The organism is Nocardioides sp. (genome assembly GCF_044226765.1).
In the GTDB taxonomy this organism is placed as follows: Bacteria; Actinomycetota; Actinomycetes; order Propionibacteriales; family Nocardioidaceae; genus Nocardioides.
Genome location: NZ_JBGAGJ010000013.1, coordinates 1 through 15,772, shown reverse-complemented (window position 1 = coordinate 15,772; position 15,772 = coordinate 1). Strand labels below are relative to the sequence as shown.

The 15,772-nt window shown below is 74.6% G+C and carries 17 protein-coding genes; 5 read left to right on the top strand and 12 right to left on the bottom strand.

Annotated features, from left to right (window positions below):
* Positions 1–9: 9 nt before the first annotated feature.
* From ACILRH_RS20285 to ACILRH_RS20265, 5 genes are read right to left on the bottom strand one after another with little or no spacing between them, the layout of a single operon-like run.
* A complete protein-coding gene (locus ACILRH_RS20285; RefSeq protein ID WP_395695883.1) occupies positions 10–210 on the bottom strand; it encodes a ferredoxin in 201 nt (66 codons plus the stop codon).
* Positions 207–1,430 carry an NADH-ubiquinone oxidoreductase-F iron-sulfur binding region domain-containing protein gene (locus tag ACILRH_RS20280; protein WP_395695882.1) on the bottom strand — a complete coding sequence of 408 codons (1,224 nt, stop codon included), beginning with the start codon at positions 1,428–1,430 and terminating at the stop codon, positions 207–209. Before ACILRH_RS20280 ends, ACILRH_RS20285 begins: the two co-directional genes overlap by 4 nt.
* Entirely contained in the window at positions 1,427–1,984 is a 558-nt protein-coding gene (locus tag ACILRH_RS20275) for a ferric reductase (protein ID WP_395695881.1), read from the bottom strand. The genes ACILRH_RS20280 and ACILRH_RS20275 overlap by 4 nt, the downstream gene beginning before the upstream one ends.
* Positions 1,981–2,988 carry an FAD:protein FMN transferase gene (locus tag ACILRH_RS20270; RefSeq protein ID WP_395695880.1) on the bottom strand — a complete coding sequence of 336 codons (1,008 nt, stop codon included), beginning with the start codon at positions 2,986–2,988 and terminating at the stop codon, positions 1,981–1,983. The genes ACILRH_RS20275 and ACILRH_RS20270 overlap by 4 nt, the downstream gene beginning before the upstream one ends.
* Positions 2,985–3,524, bottom strand: coding sequence for a hypothetical protein (locus ACILRH_RS20265; protein ID WP_395695879.1), 540 nt, complete (start codon positions 3,522–3,524; stop codon positions 2,985–2,987). The genes ACILRH_RS20270 and ACILRH_RS20265 overlap by 4 nt, the downstream gene beginning before the upstream one ends.
* A 131-nt stretch (positions 3,525–3,655) precedes the next feature.
* Between ACILRH_RS20265 and ACILRH_RS20260 the strand changes: the two genes are divergently transcribed.
* A complete protein-coding gene (locus tag ACILRH_RS20260; protein ID WP_395695878.1) occupies positions 3,656–4,273 on the top strand; it encodes a hypothetical protein in 618 nt (205 codons plus the stop codon).
* A 13-nt stretch (positions 4,274–4,286) separates the two neighbouring features.
* Here ACILRH_RS20260 and ACILRH_RS20255 read toward each other — a convergent pair whose 3' ends face one another.
* Entirely contained in the window at positions 4,287–5,555 is a 1,269-nt protein-coding gene (locus ACILRH_RS20255; RefSeq protein WP_395695877.1) for an ATP-binding protein, read from the bottom strand.
* Entirely contained in the window at positions 5,555–6,253 is a 699-nt protein-coding gene (locus ACILRH_RS20250; RefSeq protein ID WP_395695876.1) for a response regulator transcription factor, read from the bottom strand. The genes ACILRH_RS20255 and ACILRH_RS20250 overlap by 1 nt, the downstream gene beginning before the upstream one ends.
* 86 nt (positions 6,254–6,339) lie before the next feature.
* Between ACILRH_RS20250 and ACILRH_RS20245 the strand changes: the two genes are divergently transcribed.
* A complete protein-coding gene (locus ACILRH_RS20245) occupies positions 6,340–7,023 on the top strand; it encodes a hypothetical protein (protein WP_395695875.1) in 684 nt (227 codons plus the stop codon).
* A 72-nt stretch (positions 7,024–7,095) separates the two neighbouring features.
* Positions 7,096–9,042: an ATP-dependent DNA helicase gene (locus tag ACILRH_RS20240; RefSeq protein WP_395695874.1), complete on the top strand. Its 1,947-nt coding sequence runs from the start codon at positions 7,096–7,098 to the stop codon at positions 9,040–9,042.
* A gap of 21 nt (positions 9,043–9,063) precedes the next feature.
* On the opposite strand, the gene ACILRH_RS20235 is transcribed toward ACILRH_RS20240, so the two are convergent.
* From ACILRH_RS20235 to lexA, 4 genes are all read right to left on the bottom strand, one after another.
* A complete protein-coding gene (locus ACILRH_RS20235; RefSeq protein ID WP_395695873.1) occupies positions 9,064–10,626 on the bottom strand; it encodes an MXAN_6640 family putative metalloprotease in 1,563 nt (520 codons plus the stop codon).
* 62 nt (positions 10,627–10,688) lie between these two features.
* On the bottom strand, positions 10,689–12,224 hold the full coding sequence (locus tag ACILRH_RS20230; protein WP_395695872.1) for an MXAN_6640 family putative metalloprotease: 1,536 nt from the start codon (positions 12,222–12,224) through the stop codon (positions 10,689–10,691).
* A 59-nt stretch (positions 12,225–12,283) separates the two neighbouring features.
* Complete coding sequence (locus tag ACILRH_RS20225; RefSeq protein WP_395695871.1) at positions 12,284–13,126, bottom strand: phosphatase PAP2 family protein; 843 nt, start codon at positions 13,124–13,126, stop codon at positions 12,284–12,286.
* A 100-nt stretch (positions 13,127–13,226) separates the two neighbouring features.
* Positions 13,227–13,979, bottom strand: coding sequence for a transcriptional repressor LexA (gene lexA, locus ACILRH_RS20220; RefSeq protein ID WP_395695870.1), 753 nt, complete (start codon positions 13,977–13,979; stop codon positions 13,227–13,229).
* A 274-nt stretch (positions 13,980–14,253) separates the two neighbouring features.
* On the opposite strand from lexA, the gene ACILRH_RS20215 reads away from it, so the two are divergent.
* Together ACILRH_RS20215 and ACILRH_RS20210 are read left to right on the top strand one after the other, a co-directional pair.
* The gene (locus ACILRH_RS20215) at positions 14,254–14,613 is read left to right on the top strand and encodes a LysM peptidoglycan-binding domain-containing protein (RefSeq protein ID WP_395695869.1); all 360 of its coding nucleotides are present in this window, start codon (positions 14,254–14,256) and stop codon (positions 14,611–14,613) included.
* Positions 14,614–14,720: 107 nt separating this feature from the next.
* Entirely contained in the window at positions 14,721–15,125 is a 405-nt protein-coding gene (locus ACILRH_RS20210; RefSeq protein WP_395695868.1) for a DUF3052 domain-containing protein, read from the top strand.
* A gap of 15 nt (positions 15,126–15,140) precedes the next feature.
* Here the strand turns inward: ACILRH_RS20210 and ACILRH_RS20205 are convergent, their stop codons facing one another.
* On the bottom strand, positions 15,141–15,497 hold the full coding sequence (locus ACILRH_RS20205; protein ID WP_395695867.1) for a hypothetical protein: 357 nt from the start codon (positions 15,495–15,497) through the stop codon (positions 15,141–15,143).
* Between the last annotated feature and the right edge of the window lie 275 nt (positions 15,498–15,772).

Below are 15,772 nucleotides of genomic sequence, written 5' to 3'. Positions count from 1 at the left end.
TGAGGAGAGCTACTCCCGGGCGACCAGCCGCAGCGCCAGCTGCGGGCAGCTGGTGACCGCCGTGCGTGCGGCGGTCACCAGCTCGTCGGGGACGTCGTCGCGGACCAGCGGGTAGCCCCACTCGTCGAGGTCGACGACCTCGGGCAGCAGCTCGTGGCACACGCCGCGGGCCCGACAGGCCGGCCAGTCGACTCGGAGCACGCCGCTCACGACGCCAGCTCCTGGCAGGTCCCGGCGCCGGACATGGTGCAGCCGCCGCGCGCGTGCTCGGCCAGCTCGTCGGGCCACGCGGTGAGGACCGACCGGACCAGCCGGGCGGTGCCGTCCGGGTGCGCGCAGGCCCCCCGGCCGGTCACCAGGCCGGCCAGCTCCCGCACCCGGTCCAGGTCGCCGGTGCCGTCCGCGGCGGCGGTCAGCTCGGCGGCCAGGGCGGGCAGGCCGCGGGTGCACGGTCCGCACCGGCCCGCGCTCTGGTCGGCCAGCCAGGACACGATCCGCAGCGACGCGTCGACCGGGCAGCCGTCGGCCGACAGCACCACGCCCGCCCCGAGGGGCACGCACAGCAGCCGCAGCTGCGGCACGGAGACCCGGGCGCTCGCCAAGGTGTCCCAGGTGGCCCAGGCGCCGTGGTAGCCGCCCACCAGCACCGGCCGGTCGGCGGCCGCCGCTGGCAGCACGTCGCGGAACCTGCTGCCGAACGGCACCTCCAGCACCGTGGTCGGCTGCGTGCCGCCGGTGCCGTCCAGGCTCCAGGTGAGCAGCGTCGTGCCGGGCTCGCTCGCGGTCCCGAGGCCGGCGTACCCGCGTTGCCCGAGCAGCACCCAGCGCGCCACGTGGGCCCAGGTCTCGGCGTTGGACAGCAGCGTCGGGCGACCGCCGACCCCGCTGACCGGCTCGGGGACCCAGGCGGTCACCGGCAGGCCGTCGCGGCCCGAGACCAGCTCGACCACGGCCCGGGCCTGCCCGGCCACGAACCGGCCGCTCGTGACGTGGGTGGACGTGCGCACCCGGTCGTCCCGCTCGGCCAGCGCGCGGGTGACGGCGGCGACGACCTGGGGCCGCTCGCCGGGCAGCACCACGTGCACCTCCCGGGCCCCGAGCGCCCGAGCGGTCACGACCGCGCCGTCGATCACCAGGTGCGGGCGGGTCAGGGCGAGGGCGGTGTCCTTGCTGCTGGCCGGTTCGCCCTCGGCGAGGTTGACGACGACGACCGGCCGGCGGCGGCCCCGGGCCGCAGTGCGCAGCTTGGTGGCGAACGGGAACGCCGCGCCACCGCGCCCGCGCACCGCCGCGGACTCCACGAGCGCCAGGAGCTCGTCGAGGCCGGGCCGGGGCAGGTCGCCGTACTGCGCGCGGTGGGCCGCCAGCGACGGGCCGCGCTCGATGCCCGCCAGGACGGCGGGGCCCGGCCGCACCTCCAACGTCGTCATGGCCGGCTCCCGACCGCGGCGGGGGATCCGGCCGCGAGCCGGACGACGAGGGCGGCCGCCACGGCCGCGCAGCAGGCGACGGTCGGCCACACCGCCCACGCGGCGCCGTCGCGGAGGTCGGTCCCGATGCCGACCCCGTGCACCACGGCCATCGCCCAGGCCGGCCAGGTGAGCAGGTGCAGCACCCGCCACGACCGCAGCCCGATCCGGCCGCGCAGCAGGCTGGTGACCACGGTGATCGCGATCAGGTCGAGCGACACGGTGCCGAGGCCGAGCCACAGCGGCTCGTAGGTCGCACCGACCGGCACCAGCGCCTGCCACCAGCGGATGTCGACGTAGCTGTCGACCACCGCGGTCGTCACGTGCACCCCGAGCGCGACGACGGAGAGCAGCGCGAGGTTGCGGTGCAGGTGCTGCGGCACGAACGCGGGCACCGTGCGGCCGGCACGGGCGGGCCGGGACAGCAGTCCCAGCACCACGGTCACGGTGAGCAGCACCAGCAGGCTGATGCCGGTGCCGCGGTTGAGGAACCAGAGGACGGGTCCGTCGGTCATCGCACGAGCTCCTGCTCTTCGGACGAGATGGGCGGGGAGGGGGTGGCGGGGGAGGCGGTGGGATCGGCCGGCCAGGACCCGACGGTGACGACGGTGCCGTCGGCGGCGACCAGGCGGGCGTCGACGCCACGGGCGGCCAGCCAGGCGGGGGCGTCCTCGCCGAGGACGACGGCGGCGGTCGTGGCGGTGTTGGCCGCCGAGCAGGTCGGACCGGTGGCGCTCACGGTGCGCCACACCTCGTCGGCGGGGCGGCCGGTGCGCGGGTCGAGCAGGTGGTGGCGGCGTACGCCGGCGCGCGACCAGCGACGCACCTGGGTGCTCGAGGTCGCGAGCCCCCCGGCGTCGAGGTCGACCAGGGCCTCCGGCGCGGCGCCGGGTCGCTCGCTGACCGCGACCGGCCACGGCTCGCCGTCCGGCGAGGCGATGCGCAGGTCGCCGCCCAGGCTGACCAGGGCCGACCCGCGCAGCTCGCCAGCCCAGGCCTCGGCGATGACGTCGGCGGCCCAGGCCTTGCCGGTGGCGCCGAGGTCGAGCGCGGTGCCGGCCGGGATGCGGATCGCCCCGGCCGGGTCGATCGCGATGTCGCGCCACGCCCCGGCGGGCGGCAGCACGGGCGCCGGCGCGAGGTCGGGCCGGTCGGGCAGCGTGCGCAGGTCGCCGAAGTCGCGGTCGTAGCCCAGCGAGACCAGGGTGCGACCCAACAGCGGGTCGACCAGGCCGTCGGTGTGGGCGGCGGCGTCGCGGGCGACCGTGACGGCGGCGAGCAGGACGTCGTCGGCCCGCACCCAGCGCCCGGCGTGCCGGTTGACCTCGCTGAGGCCCGAGTCCCAGCGGAACCGGCTGCAGCTCTCGTCGACCATCTCCAGCAGGGCGCGCGCCGAGGCCTCCGCCAGGCGCAGGTCCCGGGGCTCGCGCACGGCCACGAACGCCCGGGTGCCGAGCGTCGGGAAGGTGGTCCAGGTGCGACCACCCGTCGTCGTGGCCTCGGACACGGTGGTGCTCACGACCCGGACGAGGGGGCCGGCGGTGGCGGGGGCGGGGGAGGCGGCGGCGGGGGAGCGACCGTGCCGCCGCCACCGCTCGAGGAGTGCCCGGCGCTGCTGCCACCGGAGGAGCCACCGGAGGAGCCACCCGAGGACGAGGACCCGGCGGAGGAGCCCGACCAGCCGGTGGACGACGCCGTCGAGCCGCTGCTGGACACCGACCCGCCGGACGCCGGCGCCACCGTCACGTAGCGGGTGACCACCTGGGTCACCACGGGGCGGTGCCGGACGACCGGGTGCGCGGCGCTGCGGGCCAGCCGGGCCCGGTAGCGGGCGACCTTGGCCTCGTACGCCGCCTGGGCGCGAGCGGCCCGGGCTGCGGCGGCCCGCGCCGCGGCGCCGTCGGTCGCCTGGTCGGCCGCCTGCTGGTCGCCGTACTGCCGGGCCGCCAGCCCGGCGGCGACCCCGGTGGCCCCCAGGACGCCCACGGTGGTCAGACCGGTGACCGTGACGACAGTGGCCCGGAAGCGGTCACGGGTGCGGGAGGTGTATGCCATGGGTCCACCGTGGGGCGCCGCACGGCAACGGCGCCTCATCGCACCGTCAAGTCCACGTCATGGTGGATCTTGACGTGGACTTGACGTTCCCCCGACACGCGCCTGAGGCGGCTCGGGCGACGGTGGCTGCCATGAACCTCAAGGTCGTGCTGGGCGCCGCCACTGCCGCCCTCGTCGCGGGCGGCAGCGCGTTCGCCCTCTCCTACGGACTCGCCGCCGGGCCCTCGGCCGCGGGTTCCACCACCACCAGCTCCAGCACCCCGGTCCCCGCCGCGGCCGCCCGCCCGGCAGCCACCCAGCGGGTGCACCGCAGCGCTCCGGTGCGCAAGGTGCGCTGGGCGCCGTGCCCCGAGGTCACCCACCTCGCGCACGGCAAGTGCGTGCGGGTCGAGGTGCACACCGTCACCGTGGTCGCGCCCGGTAGCGCGTCCGCCGCGCCGGCTGCGCAGACCGCACCCGCGCCCCACGCTCCGGCGGCCCACTCCTCGCACGCCGAGCACGAGTCCCACGGCGCCGGCGCGGGTCAGCAGCAGGCGGCCGGTGAGCCCGGCGAAGGTGGCGCCGGCGCCGAGCCCGGGGACGAGCACGGCGGGGATCACGCCGGCGAGCCCGGTGACGACCAGGGCGACGACCACGGCGGGGACCACGCCGGCGAGGACGGCGGGAACAACGGCGGTGACAACGGCGGTCACAACGGCGGTGAGGACCACGGGGACGACGGCGGGAACGACGGCGGCTGGGACGACTGAGCCGCTGCCCGGGTCACTCCCGCAGGGGGAGCTGCACGGTCACCTCGACCCCGCCGGCCGCGCTGCGACCGACCGTGGCCGTGCCCCCGGCGGCCGTGGCCGCCCGGCGCACGATGTCCAGGCCCAGCCCGCTGGTGCCCGGACGGTCGCGCTGCCGCTGGCGCGGCAGCCCCGGGCCGTCGTCGGAGACCACCAGCCGGCAGGCGTCGTCGACGTGGGCGAGCAGCACGCGGAATGGAGTGCCGACCGGGGTGTGGGCGAAGACGTTGTCCACCAGCACGTCCACCACGTCGGTCAGGTCGTCCTCGGCGAGCCCGACCTGCAGCGGCCCCGCGGCGAGCCGGGTCTCCAGCGGCCGGTCCTGGTCCTCGGCGAGCGCGCGCCAGAAGGCCACCCGCGTGGCGACCGTGGTCGCCGCGTCGCAGCGGGCGGCGAGGTCGCCGCGCACCGGCCGGCGCGCCTCCTTCACGATCGCGTCGATGGTGCGCTGCAGCACCGCGATGTGCTCCTGCAGCCGCTCGGCGACATCGGCGTCGTCGACCGTCTCGGCATCCAGGCGGAGCGCGGTCACCGGCGTGCGGAGCCGGTGGGACAGGTCACCGACGGCGGCGCGCTCGGTCGCGAGCAGCTCCTCGGTGCGCTCGGCCAGACCGTTGAGCGCCCGGGCCAGCTCCCTGGTCTCCTCGGTCCCGCGGACCTCGGCCCGCGCCGTCAGGTCGCCCTCCCGCAACCGGTGCGCGGTGCCGGCGACCTCCAGGAGCGGCTCGCTGATCCGGCGTCCGAGCCGCCACGCGATGGCCACCCCACCCGCGAGCAGGACCAGGCCGAGGCCGACGATGCCGGCCCAGGACCCGAGCACGCCGGTGTGCAGCTGGTCGGCGGTCACCGTCGTGCGCACCACGGTCGTCCCGGCCGGGCCGATGACCGGGATGAGCACCTCGCCGCCGTCGCTGTCGATCTCGGTGAACCCCTCGCCGTCGAGCGCCCGGGCGACGTCGGGGTCCGAGCGCATCGGCGGTCCGTCCCCGATCTGGGTGCCGTCCGCGGTCAGCACGTCGGTCGTCGGGGTGCCGCGGCGGTCCACCGCGGCGACGAGGTCGGGCAGCTGCGGGTCGTCGCCGACACCGGCGACCAGGATGGCGACGTTGCGGGCCTCCTGGTCGGCTGCGGCGATCGCCCGGTTCTCGGCGAGCGTGCGCACCAGCAGGCAGAGGGGGACCACGAATGAGACGACGACGGTCGACGTGGTCACCACGACGAGCAGCGAGATGCGCCGGCGCATCAGCCGGCCGGCTCGTCGGGGTCGACCAGGCGTACGCCGACGCCCCGCACGCTGAGGAGGTAGCGAGGTGCCGCGGCCGACTCTCCGAGCTTGCGCCGCAGCCACGACAGGTGCACGTCGACGGTGCGGTCCGAGCCGCCGTACGCCTGCTGCCACACCTCGGCGAGCAGGTCGCGCTTGCTGACGACCTCGCCGGGCCGCGAGGCCAGCGCGAGCAGCAGGTCGAACTCCTTGCGGGTCAGCTCGAGGGGCCGGCCGTCGAGCGTCGCGACCCGGGCGCGCTCGTCGATGGTGAGTCCCCCGACGCGCAGCACCGGTGCCGCCGCGCTGGTCGCGCGTCCGCCACGGCGCAGCACCGCCCGCACGCGGGCGGCCACCTGGTCGGTGCCGAACGGCTTGACGACGTAGTCGTCCGCGCCGCTGTCCAGCGCCCTGACCATCGTGGGGTCGTCGTCCTGGGCGGTGATGACGATGATCGGGACCTGGCTCGCCGCCCGGATCATCGAGATCAGCGTCAGCCCGTCGATGTCGGGCAGGCCGAGGTCGAGCAGCACCACCTCGGGCTGCTCCTTGAGCACCTGCTCGAGCCCGCCGAGCCCGGTCGCCGCGGTCGCCACCGCGTCGCCGCGGTCGCGCAGTCCGCGCACGACGGCCGACCGGATCGCGTCGTCGTCCTCGACGACCAGGATCCTGGTCATGGCTCGAACCTAGTGCCGCGGGTGCGGCGACGTGGTCGAGTCCGAGACGATGGTCGCTGTGAGAATGGTCCTGTGAGGATGGTCCCGTGAGCTCGCGCCGGGTCTTCGTGGTGGGCCTGGCCGCCTGGCTGGCGGTGGTCACCGTGGGCTCGGTGCTGGTCTGGGCCGTCGTGAGCCGGGTCGGGCAGCACCTCGAGGCGTCCGAGGAGCCGCTGGTCGGCGCGGCCGACAGCCCGGTCGCGGTCGTCGAGCCGACGGCGAGCGGCACCGGTCGCCCGCAACACCAGCCCACCCACCGACCCACGCAGCGTCCCGGGCATGCCTCGCCCACCTCCGTCCCGACGAGCGCGGTGCCGTCGTCGGTCCCGACCGGGGCGACGACGACGGCGCCCCCCTCCGCCACCGGCCACGCCGGCCCCTCCCGGCACCCGTCCGGCCACGCCTCGACGTCCGCCCCCGCAGGTTCGAGCGGTGGGACGACCGGCGGCTCGACCGGCGGGACGACCGGCGGGACGGCTCCGCCCCCGGCCCAGCGGCGGACCTGGTCCGGTGCCCCCGGGCTCGTCACCGCCGAGTGCCGGTCCGCGGCCGTCTCCCTGGTGGCCGCGCAGCCCTCCAACGGCTACCAGGTGGAGGTCGAGGAGCGCGGCCCGGCCCGGCTGCTGATCCAGTTCGAGGGCACGACCGACGGCCACGAGGGGCAGACGATCGTGTCCGCGCGGTGTGTGGGTGGCTCGCCGTCGTTCTCGGTCACCCGCGGCGACGACTGACCGCTGCGGCGCCGGGGCCGGACCTGGGGACGGCGTCCGCGGCCTGTCCGCAGGCGCCGTTAGGGTGCTCGGGTGCCCGAGTCCCCCTCCGTCCGCGAGCTGCTCGGCACGGCCGTCGCCGCGCTGGGCGGCGAGGAGCGCCCGGGTCAGGTGGCGATGGCCGAGGCGGTCACCCGCGCGATGGAGGAGCAGGAGCACCTGCTGGTCCAGGCGGGCACCGGCACCGGCAAGTCGCTGGCCTACCTGGTGCCGAGCCTGCTGCACCGCGACCGGGTCGTCGTCGCCACCGCGACGCTGGCCCTGCAGCACCAGCTGGTCGAGCGCGACCTGCCCCGACTGGTCGAGGCGCTCAAGCCACTGGCCGACGCGGGCGTCGACCTCGACACCAGTCACGCGGTCCTCAAGGGCCGGTCCAACTACGCCTGCCTGCACCGCATCCGCGAGGGCGTCCCCGACGACCAGGGCGCCCTGGTCGAACTGCCGGAGGGGTCGCTGGGCAAGAAGGTGCTCGAGCTGCGCGCCTGGGCCGAGGGCGAGTCCGAGGACGGCGGCACCGGCGAGCGCGACCACGCCCCCCGCCACACCGACAAGGAGTGGCGCCAGGTCAGCGTCAACCACCGCGAGTGCCTCGGGGCCGCGAAGTGCCCGTTCGGGCAGGAGTGCTTCGCCGAGCTCGCGCGGGAGAAGGCGCACCGCTCGCACCTGGTCGTCACCAACCACAGCCTGCTCGCGATCGACGCGATCGAGGGCGTCCCGATGATCCCGGACTACGACGTGGTCGTGATCGACGAGGCGCACGAGCTCACCACCCGGGTGACCCAGGCGGCCACCGACGAGCTGTGGGCCGCCGAGGTCGAGCGCGCCGCCAAGCGCAGCCAGCGGCACGTCGAGGGTGATCAGGCCGACGACCTCGCCGACGCCGCCGACGCGTTGCGCGAGGCGATCAACGACGCGCGACCGGGCCGGTTCGACCGGGTCCCGCAGGACCTCGCCGACGCCCTCGTGCTCGTGCGGGACGCGGCACGAGCCTGTGTCTCGGCGTACCCCAAGGCCAGCGACGGTGACGGCGCCGACGCGGGCCTGCAGCAGGCGAAGGCGTCCGTGCAGGAGGTGTTCGCGACCGCCGAGCGGATGGCGGCCGACCTCGCCTCCGACGTGCTCTGGCTGGCCGAGGGCACCGAGCGGATGCCGCCGCGGCTGTGCGTGGCCCCGCTCCAGGTGTGGGGGCCGATGCGCGAGAAGCTGCTGGCCGAGAAGACCGTCGTGTTCACCTCCGCCACGCTCAAGCTCGGCGGTGACTTCCGCACCGTGGCCACCAGCCTGGGGCTGAAGCCGGACGACGACGAGATGCCCTGGCGCGGTCTCGACGTCGGGAGCCCGTTCGACTACGGCCGTCAGGCGATCCTGTACGTCGCGCGGCACCTCCCGCCGCCGGGCCGCGATGGCCTCGTCGCCGCGCAGCTCGACGAGATCGTCGACCTCGTCGACGCCGCGAACGGGCGCACCCTCGGCCTGTTCTCCAGCCGCCGGGCCGCGGAGGCCGCGGCCGAGGTGGTCCGCGAGCGGCTGCCGCACCTGACCACGCTCGCGCAGGGCGACGCCCAGCTGCCCGAGCTCGCCGCGCAGTTCGTCGGCGACCCGCACACGTGTCTGTTCGGCACGCTCAGCCTCTGGCAGGGCCTCGACGTCCCGGGCGACACCTGCCAGCTCGTCCTCATCGACCGGATCCCGTTCCCCCGTCCCGACGATCCGCTGCTCTCGGCACGCCAGAAGGCGGCCGACGAGGCGGGCGGCAACGGCTTCATGCAGGTCGCGGCCACGCACGCCGCGCTGCTGCTCGCCCAGGGGGCCGGGCGCCTGATCCGCACCGCCACCGACCGGGGCGTGGTCGCGGTCATCGACCCGCGCCTGGCGACCGCGCGGTACGCCGGCTTCCTGCGCGCCAGCCTGCCGCCGATGTGGACCACCACCGACCCCGCGGTGGCGCGGCAGGCGCTCGCCCGGCTCTCCGCGGGCTGACGGCGAGCCCGGACGGTCGCGCTAGGTCGTGACCTGGGCGCGGACGTAGAGCTTGCGACCGTCGTCCTTGGAGGTGCCTCGGCACGAGTACGCGCCGCCGGTCCAGCACGAGTAGCGAGCGCCCGCGTTGACCAGGGTGACCTCGACGTACTTCACCACCGAGGAGCCGAAGGCCACCTTCGTGGTGCCCGCCCCCGTGGACGTGAGCGGGACGCGGACCACCTGCGGCGCGCCGGACCGCTTGGCGACGGTCACGACGGCGGTCGTGGCGGTGCTCCTCGGCGGCAGGTCGACGGTCACCTTGAGCCTCCGGCTGCTCGCGGCCAGGCCGGTGCCGGGCACGAAGCGGGCGGTCGCGGAGGCGAGGTGGGCCACCGTGGCGACCTTCCAGCCGCTGTCCTTCTTGCTCGTGGAGAGCTTGAAGGCACCGCCGGGCGCAGCCACGGGGTAGTGGTTGGCCGCACCCTCGGCGTAGGAGCGGGTCGGCATCCGGTTGGCGGCGGCGAAGGACGTGAAGGCGCCGGTGAGGTTGGCGCCGCGTGCGGCGAGGACGTGGGCGACCGCCTGCATCGAGTAGTCGTCGGGACCGCCGCTCGCGCCGTCCGCGCGTCGCCACATGTCACGCACCAGCGTCGGCATGCCTCCGGCGGCGGTCGGCAGGTGCTCGGTCAGGAACCGGAAGAAGATCCAGTCGCCGTACTGCGGCCCGGCGCCGTTGGTGAAGGTGTCCAGGGGACGTCCGGGCTTGCTGAGCGGGCTCTCGACGAGGTACTGCAGGTTGTCGTTCACGTCGTCGTACAGCTCGTCCTCGGCCCAGGTGGCGGTGGCCTCCATGAACCAGCTGTCCTCCCACGCGTCGTAGGCGAACTGGACCGCGTGGAAGTACTCGTGGGCGGCCGTCACCTGCAGGTTCTCCAGCGGCGTGTTCGTGGGGAACTGGTCGGGCGCGTAGTCGTTGTCCAGCACGCAGTAGGCCCACGCGTCGAAGGTCGTCGGTTGGGCCGGGAAGGTCTTGTCGGTGGTGCAGTAGCCGTAGAGGCTCTTGCTGCCGACGTCGGCGAGGTAGATGTCGGTCTTGGCGTTGCCACCGAGCGCACCGTCCGCCTCCGGCGCGCGGTAGCCGGCGCCGACGTAGGTGTCGCGGACGCCGTCGACGGTGGCGATCACGGTGTCGACGTAGTCGGGCACGCCGTTGGTGTTGGTGTCGGCCGTCGGGACGGCGTCGGCGCCGGCGATGTTCCAGTGGTAGCAGTTGTCCGCGGTGCAGGTGGACTGGGTCGTCGTCGGACGGGCCAGAGCCCGCGCGGCAGCCGCCCGGTCGGCGCCGGTGAGCGAGCCGCGCAGCCGGACCAGGTCGAGCAGCGCCATCGTGGCGTCGCGCGAGGGACCGGCGCCGTGCCCGGCGAGAGCGGACTGGGCGTCGGCCAGCGCCGCGCGCGCCTCGGCGCGGGAGCCCTGCCCCGGTGGGTGGTGGCCGGGGGCGGAGGAGGCAGGGCTCGCCGTCGCCGCCAGGCAGGCGGCGACCATCAGCGGGGCAAGGAGGGCGGCGACCAGCGTGCGGCCGCGAGAGGCTCGATTCGACACGGGCACCAGCCAACCGCACGTGGCGGCCACGCGCATGACCCGTTCGAGCGGTTCGCGGTGGTCTACCGCAGCGCGGTCGCCCGCACCTTGAACGGCAGGTCGTTGTCCAGCGGCGTGCCCTGGCACGACCAGGCCGTGCCGCGGTAGCAGTGGGTGTAGCGGATGCCCGCGTTGCTCAGGGTCACCTCGATCGCCTTGACGCCGGGGCCGAACCCGCGGCGGACGGCGCCGTTCCCGGTGCCGGGCAGCGAGACCAGTGACCGCGACACCCTGCCGGAGGTGAAGTAGGTCGTGAGCACCGCACCCATCCCACGCCCGGTGGGCGGCAGGTCGAAGGTGAGTCGCAGGGACCGGGCGGCGAGCCCGGAGCCTCGCTGGAAGCGGACGGTGCTGGCGGCCAGGTGGTCGATGCTGCGGCTCACCTGGGAGTCGCGGTGCCGCCCGGTGAGGGTGACCCGGCCCGACAGGGGGGCGACCGGGTAGTGGTTGGCACGACCCTCGTCGTAGGAGGCCGCGGGCCGGCGGTTGGCGGAGGTGAAGAGCATCCACTCGCGGCGCAGACTGCTCCCGCGCGCTCGCAGGGTGCGGTCGACGGCCTGGATCGAGTAGTTGTCGGGGGCACCGGCGGAGCCGTCCGCGCGCTGCCAGATGCCGCGGATGAGGTTGGGCAGCGCCCCGGTCCTGCGCGGGTCCCGCTCGGTGAGCCAGCGGAAGAAGATCCAGTCGCCGTACTGGCGGAAGCCCTGCTGCTCGAAGTGGTCCATCGACCGGCCGGGCTGGGCCAGCGGGCTCTCGGAGAGGTACTGCAGGTTGTCGTTGACGTCGGTGTAGACCTCGTCCTCGGCCCAGGTCGCGGTGGCCTCCATGAACCAGGAGTCCTCGTAGTAGTCGTAGGCGAACTGCACGGCGTGGAAGAGCTCGTGCGCCGCGGTCACCTGGAGGTTCTCCAGCGGTGTGTTGGTCGGGAACTCGGTGTAGTTGTTGTCGAACGCGCAGTAGGCCGGCGCGTCGAAAGGTCCGGTGCCGGTCGGCGGGTCGTCGCTGTCGCAGTAGCCGTAGAGACCCTGGGAGCCGAGGTCCTGCAGGTAGATGTCGAGCTTGTTGTTCCCACCGCGGGTGCCGTCGGGCTCCGGCGAGCGGTAGCCGGCGGCGCGGTAGGTCGAGAGCACGTGGCTCACCACGTCGGCGACCTGGGCGACGTAGTCGGCGGTGGCGCGGTCGTCACCGGTGGTGGACCAGTGGATGCAGAACGTCGTGAAGCACTGCTTCTGGGTGGTGGCCGGGCGCTGCAGGACCGCTCGGGCGCGGGCCCGGTCGGCGGTGCCGAGGTGATCGCGCTGCATCCGCAGGTCGCGCAGGACCATGGTCGCGTCGCGGCCGCCGGGGGCGTCGGGGCTGGCCGGCGGAGCGGCCGGGGTGGTGAGCTCCTCGGCGGCGGCGAGCGCCTCGGCCGCGGCGGGGGTGCTGGTGACCGGGGTGCTGGTGGGCGGCTGCTCGGTGCTGCCCGGGTCGGGGTCCGCCGCGTGCGCGGGCACCCCGATCAGCGGGACCGCGATCGCGGCCAGGGCGGTCAGGGCGGCGAGGGGACGACGGAGCACCCGCCCATGCAATCAAATGACCCTGAGAACAGGCCAACCAGGCGCCCGAAGGGGTGAGGTCAACGCACCTTCGGCTGGCCGGGCACCAGGTCGGGCGCGGTCGTCGTCGTATCGGCCTCGACCGCGGGGGCCGGAGCCGGGTCTCGTCGGCGCAGCCACCAGGGGGGCGGGATGTGCGTGATCGCCTCGGCCAGCCCCCAGCCGATCAGGACGACCATCCAGCCGACGACGGCGTCGATGACCCAGTGGTTGCCGGTGCCGACGATGACGATCGCGGTGCCCAGGGCGTAGAGCCAGCCCAGCACCCTGACCCAGCGCCGGGTGGCGTAGATCTGCAGCGCCAGGGCCACCCACAACGACCAGCCCGCGTGCAGCGACGGGAACGCCGCGAGCTCGTTGGTCAGTCCGCCGAGCCCGCGCGGTGCGGACGCGTCGCCGCCCCACCAGCCGTCGGCGGAGTGCAGGCTGAGCACGTCGACGTACCCGACCAGGAACCGCGGCGGCGCGGTCGGCAGCCACAGGTAGGCCAGCAGCCCGAGCAGCGTGCCGATCACCAGCGCCCGGCGCGCGGGGCCGTAGCGGTCCGCGCCGAGCCGCCACAGCCAGACCAGCACGGCGGCGGTCACGATGTAGTGCAGGCTGGCGTACCAGTAGCTGCCGGCGAGGCCGAGGAACTTGTGGTCGGTGAACAGCTGGTTGAGCGGCACCTCCCACTGGATCCCGAGCAGCCCCTCGACGTGCAGGAGCTCGCGGGCGCGGTGCAGCGCCGGCTGCATGCTGGTGTCGGCCAGCAGCCGGGCCAGGCTGTAGAGCACCCAGAGCCCGAGGATCAGCAGGACCTCGAGGAGCGCGCGCAGCGCGGGGTGCACCTTGCGGCGGGCGTACGCGGGTGCCGTCCTCACAGCACCAGCGTTGTTCATCTGCCCTCCCTGAGGCATCCGGGACCCACCCGGACTTAACACCAGGGTCTGCTCAGGTTCTTCCCCGAGGTCTCGGGGGCGATCAGACCCGGCGCAGTACTGCTGTCACTTTACCGAGAATCGTGGCATGCGTGCCGTCGATCGGATCGTAGGCGGCGTTGTGGGGCAGGAGCCACACATTTCCGGCCTTGCGCTGGAACGTCTTGACGGTGGCCTCGCCGTCGATCATCGCGGCCACGATCTCGCCGTTCTCGGCGGTGGGCTGCTGCCGGATCACGACGTAGTCGCCGTCGCAGATCGCCGCGTCGACCATCGAGTCGCCCCGGACCTCCAACAGGAACAGCTGGCCGTCGCCGACCAGCTGCTTGGGCAGCGGGAAGACGTCCTCCACCCGCTCCTCGGCGAGGATCGGGCCGCCGGCCGCGATCCGGCCGACGACAGGCACGTACGCCGCAGCGGGCACCGCGTCGCCGACGCCGGTCTCGTCGACGGCGCTCTCGTCGGCGGAGGAGACCGCGCGGCGGGCCGCCGCGGCCTCGGGCAGGAAGACCTGGAGGGCGCGGGGCCGGTTGGGGTCGCGCTTGAGGTAGCCCTTCTCCTCCAGGACCTTGAGCTGGTGGGCCACGCTCGAGGAGCTGGTCAGCCCGACCGCCTCGCCGATCTCGCGCATCGACGGCGGGTAGCCGCGGGTCTCCAGCGACTCCTTGATATGCGCGAGCACCCGCTGCTGGCGGGGCGTCAGCCCGGTCGCGTCGGCGGGGCCGTCCGGGAGCTCGGCGACCTTGCGGCTGGGCGGGGCCGGGGTGCTGCTGCGGGGGCCGGTTCGAGGAGCCATGGACTGACGGTAGCCCGGCGAGCGGCCCGGTTTCAAACATCTGTTCGAACGGCGTGTCGACGTCTCGGGGCGCCCGACTGTGGTCCGCGACACTTCGAACAAATGTTCGTGTCGGTGCTTGAAGCGTTCGAACACCTGCTCTAACGTCGTACACACGTTCGATCGAACACCTGATCGAGAGCCAGGTCCAGACCGGTCCGCCAGTGACTGTCGGTGGCCGCCTCTAGAACAGGTCTCGACCGACACCGGCCACCTACTTCCCCAGGAGCCCGACATGAGCACCATGGCAGCCACCCACACCCTGCGGCACCAGTCGCGCCCGGCCCGCCCGGGCAGCCCGGGCAGCGTGCGGCTCACCCGCCGCGGCCGGCTGGTCGTGCTCGTGGCGGCCGTGCTCGCGGTGCTCGCGATCGGCTTCTTCTTCGCCTCCGGCTCGGTCGCCACCGACCAGCCCGGCACCCCCGAGCCGACCCGTGTCGTGCAGGTCGGCGCCGGCGACACGCTGTGGGACATCGCCGCCGGCATCGCCGACGACGGCGACGTGCGCGCGATGGTCGACCGGATCCAGGACCTCAACGCCCTGGACTCCGGCATGGTCGTCGCCGGGCAGAAGCTGGTCGTCCCGCTGGACTGAGACCACACAGACTTCGCCGGCCGCTTCGACCCCGGCCGGCGAGGACCGGGGAAGACGAGGGGCGGGACCACCACGGTCCCGCCCCTCGCGGCGTCTAGGGTGCGGTCGTGGCCGGCTACTCAGGCACCCCGCTGGAGCGCAAGCTCGGTCTCGCGCCGGGGCGGGTCCTGCTGCTCGACGGTGCCCCCGACGACCTGGTCCTCGACACGACCGGCCTGCACGTCGTACGCCGGCTTCCGGCGTCGGTCGACGTGACGCTGACCTTCCACACCACGACCCGCGGGCTCGAGGCCCGCCTGCCCCGGCTGTTCGAGCGCACCAGCACGGCCGGCATGGTCTGGGTCTGCTGGCCCAAGCGGGCGGCCCGCAAGGCGCGCGGCATCGCCGGCGACCTCGACGAGGCGGCCGTCCGGGCGACCGGTCTGCGCGAGGGCTTCGTGGACGTCAAGATCGCCGCGATCGACGACACCTGGTCGGGGCTGAAGTTCGTCCGCCGGCTCACCGACCGGTAGGCAGGGGCCGGTCGCTCAGCGTGCCGCGCGCCGGCCGCCGATCGGGCGGGGCGCCTCCGGCTCCTCCGGGGCTCCCTGCGGCTCCGGTGCCCGGGTGATCCCGAGGCGACGCAGCAGCAGGGCGACGAGCATCAGGCCGACGAACAGGCACGCGACCGCTCCGACCGAGGCCACCGCGAGGAACCACCACGCCGTCTGGTCACCGCCGCGCGCCTGGGACCCGAAGTCGATCGCGGCGTAGACCAGGTAGCCCCACGCCACGACACACGCGGTGATCGCGAGCGCGAGGAGCAGCAGCGCCGGCCGGAAGGTCGCCTTGCGGCGCGGCCCGCGCCTGGATCCCGCCCGTGCGCCCCCCGACTGTGTCCCCACCCGGTCCATTCTCACCGATCGTGGCGACGTCGGTGGCAGGACCCCGCAGGTCGCGCAGCGTCCGACCGGGCGCGACTCCGACGGCATCGTCGAGTCGCGCCCGTCGGCGGGGTCCCGATGGTTGAGGAGGTTGCGCCTTGAGCTCAGGCGGGAGTGCAACGCCTTGATCTGATCGAGGTGTTCTTGATGGGTCGTCCTCCTTGGCCGCGTGAGAAGCAGAGGGAGTTCTGGAAGCAGATCGCTGCCGGGTTGTCGACCGAGAACGCGGCGCTTGC

Coding starts and splice junctions, on each gene's coding strand:
- ACILRH_RS20280 (WP_395695882.1), bottom strand. CDS start 1,430: ATGACGACGTTGGAGGTGCGGCCGGGCCCCGCCGTCCTGGCGGGCATC.
- ACILRH_RS20275 (WP_395695881.1), bottom strand. CDS start 1,984: ATGACCGACGGACCCGTCCTCTGGTTCCTCAACCGCGGCACCGGCATC.
- ACILRH_RS20265 (WP_395695879.1), bottom strand. CDS start 3,524: ATGGCATACACCTCCCGCACCCGTGACCGCTTCCGGGCCACTGTCGTC.
- ACILRH_RS20260 (WP_395695878.1), top strand. CDS start 3,656: ATGAACCTCAAGGTCGTGCTGGGCGCCGCCACTGCCGCCCTCGTCGCG.
- ACILRH_RS20255 (WP_395695877.1), bottom strand. CDS start 5,555: ATGCGCCGGCGCATCTCGCTGCTCGTCGTGGTGACCACGTCGACCGTC.
- ACILRH_RS20250 (WP_395695876.1), bottom strand. CDS start 6,253: ATGACCAGGATCCTGGTCGTCGAGGACGACGACGCGATCCGGTCGGCC.
- lexA (WP_395695870.1), bottom strand. CDS start 13,979: ATGGCTCCTCGAACCGGCCCCCGCAGCAGCACCCCGGCCCCGCCCAGC.
- ACILRH_RS20215 (WP_395695869.1), top strand. CDS start 14,254: ATGAGCACCATGGCAGCCACCCACACCCTGCGGCACCAGTCGCGCCCG.